A 2891-nucleotide genomic window follows, 5' to 3' on the forward strand; every position below is an offset into this window, starting at 1 on the left:
ATTATCGGTTATTTTGAGCTTGATTTAAAAAGGCGGCAACTTTTTTAGCAATCATTTTAATCTGTGGAGTGGTAAGTGTCCCATACTCCAAATTGGCTGATCTAATGATTTGCTTACCGAGATTTTGTTCAATTTTATTTTTTTCAGCTTTAATCTTTTGATTAAGCTGTTTTAATTTGGCTTCTTGTTTTTCTAAGTTACTTTGAGACATAATGATCCCTCCAATCGTATTAAAAATAATCACCGACACTATATCATACAGAGAACGTTAAGTCAAAGTATGAAAGTTGAAATAGCGAAGCGACAGGACTACACTACAGTTGAATTAATAGAATTCAGCAGACCGAGTGGAACGAGGTTAATGCGCACTTACACATATAATAAATTCTATGTTGTGCTAACCCCAAAATCCCGTATTAGAAGTCGCCGATGGCGACAACAAAGTCAAGCCCATAGAATCAAAGTAAAGAGGTGACTAACATGGCAATATTTCATATGAGTTTTAGTAATATTAGTGCTGGTAAAGGACGCAGTGCCATTGCCAGTGCCGCTTATCGAAGCGGTGAAAAATTATTTGATGATAAAGAAGGTCGCCACTATTTTTATGCCCGCTTGGTTATGCCAGAAAGCTTTATTTTAACCCCAAAAAACGCACCAGAATGGGCCAGTAATCGAGAACAGTTATGGAATGAAGTTGAAAAGAAAGATCGTAAATCAAACTCACGGTATGCCAAAGAATTTAACGTGGCTTTACCGGTAGAATTAAGTGAATCCGAACAGAAAGAATTACTGACAAAATATGTGCAAGAAAATTTTGTCGATCAAGGTATGGTAGCTGACGTAGCAATTCATCGCGATCACCCAGACAATCCGCATGCACATGTGATGTTAACCAATCGCCCATTTAACCCCGATGGTAGTTGGGGATTAAAAGCAAAGACGCAGTACATTAAAGATGAAAATGGCAAGCAACTTTTAACCAAGAGCGGGTTTCCAAAACAAAGAAAAATTTGGTTGGTTGATTGGGATAAAAAGGAAAAAATTAATGAGTGGCGGCATAATTGGGCAACAAGTGTTAATCAGTCTTTAGCACAAAAAAATATTCCGGATCGGATTAGTGAAAAATCGTTTGTCGATCAAGGAATTCAAGAGACACCTACCCAACACGAAGGCATTAACAGCCAAAGAAAAAATCGAAAAGCATTTAATCAACAAGTTAGAGCGCAAAGAAACGCTCAAGCTAAATATCATAATCTTGACGAAAAGATAAGAAACCATGAACATTTTGACGCGTTAACTGACGAGCTATTGTTCTCTGAAAAACACACAATTAGTCATCTAAGTCAGCAATTGAAAACCTATGTCGATTTAGAACATTTAGATGATAAACAGCGCATGCTGTTTAATTGGAAAAACAGCTTATTAATCAAACATGCCATTGGTGAAGATGTAACCAAGCAACTGCTGACTATTGACCAGCAAACGACATCACTAGCACAAGCTAACCAGTTGTTAAATAAAGTGGTGGAACGAGCAACGAAAAAGCTTTATCCGGAACTTAATTTTGAACAGACAACCGCAGCTGAACGACGGGAACTGATTAAAGAAACTAATAGTGAACAAACGATTTTTAAGGGTAGCGAATTGGCAGAACGGTTAGCGGATATTCAAAGTGACTTATTAACCCAGCAATTATTGACGTTTACCAAGCGGCCATATACCAGCTGGCAGTTAGTTAATCAGCAGGCCCAAACAATTGAGAAGCAATTAACCACGGTACTAGCCAAACATGGTCACCAGTTAGACGATTTGAAACATACTGATCGGGGCATGCTAGCCGCTTATCAACCTAACGAACTCGAATTCATTTCTAAAGCGGTGAAAAATTTACGGGTCATGCGGGAAGTTAAAGCCGTAGTGCAAACTCAATACAACAGCATTCTAACGACTGCTTTTCCGGACAGTGACTTGGATAAGCTAGAGACGATTGATAAGGAGCAAATCTATACCGCTGTGGTTTACTATGACCCAGAATTAAAGCCATTAAGCGCCGATGATCTTAGTCAATTACAAGAGCAGCCACCGGTAGTCTTTACTAGTCAGCAACACCAAGCCGGTTTAAATTACCTGTTAGGTAAAATGGAATTAAAAGATATTCAGGATCATCGACTGCAACGGGTCTTAAAACATGATGGCACCCGGCAACTGTTTATTGGCGAATGTGGCCAAGATCCTAAGTTGGATCACCAACAAATTGAAATGGTGCAAGCCCGTTTGAAACAACAGACAACACGGTTTGATCAATATAAGCAAGACCAAATTAAGGACTATCAGGCCATTAATTACCACCCGACTAGCCCCCAAAATTACCTGATGAATATTTTGGACGAAGCCTTAATAACCATTTTATATGCGAAGAACACGGACTATCTAAGAAAGCAGCAACTACGTGGCTTAAAGGAGACCGAGTGGGCAATGACGAAAAAGCAACGGCAACACCAAACCCGGAACCGGCATGAAGATGGGGGCATGCACTTGTAATCACAAAATTAGCGACTGGTTAATTGGTATGAATGGTAGCCCATAATGTATTTTATATTGATAAAAATTTGGTACGTAGAGCGTGCTCGATTAGTTACCTATAGCTGCCAGCCTTGTGTATGGTCTATCAAAGAGACCAGGCAATCAAAAACTTTAAGCCGGAACCCTATTTTGAACTAAATGCTGAAATTCTTGCTAATCAGCAAAAATTCGTCGCAAAATTAGGTAGGCCCCTATCAGCGATTTAAAGATAATGACATTCATGCGAGCTAAACACGTTCAGAAAGGCTCACAGGACGGTTTTATCAAGGACGTCCAAAAACAAGGCAAAAAGCGTGCTAGTCCCCAAC

Annotated in this window: 2 protein-coding genes and 1 pseudogene; 2 read left to right on the plus strand and 1 reads right to left on the minus strand. The window is 39.4% G+C overall.

Going from position 1 to position 2891, the window contains the following annotated elements; genetic code table 11:
• Position 1: 1 nt before the first annotated feature.
• Positions 2-211, minus strand: coding sequence for a hypothetical protein (locus tag LPKJCM_RS12080; protein WP_087069681.1), 210 nt, complete (start codon positions 209-211; stop codon positions 2-4).
• A 269-nt stretch (positions 212-480) separates the two neighbouring features.
• On the opposite strand from LPKJCM_RS12080, the gene mobQ reads away from it, so the two are divergent.
• Positions 481-2541 (plus strand): MobQ family relaxase, encoded by a 2061-nt coding sequence (gene mobQ / locus LPKJCM_RS12085; RefSeq protein WP_087069682.1) that lies wholly within the window; start codon positions 481-483, stop codon positions 2539-2541.
• Between the two features lie 119 nt (positions 2542-2660).
• Positions 2661-2891 (plus strand): annotated as a pseudogene (locus tag LPKJCM_RS13665) (DNA topoisomerase); the annotation flags it as partial.

The sequence above is a fragment of the Lentilactobacillus parakefiri genome (genome assembly GCF_002157585.1).
GTDB lineage: Bacteria > Bacillota > Bacilli > Lactobacillales > Lactobacillaceae > Lentilactobacillus > Lentilactobacillus parakefiri.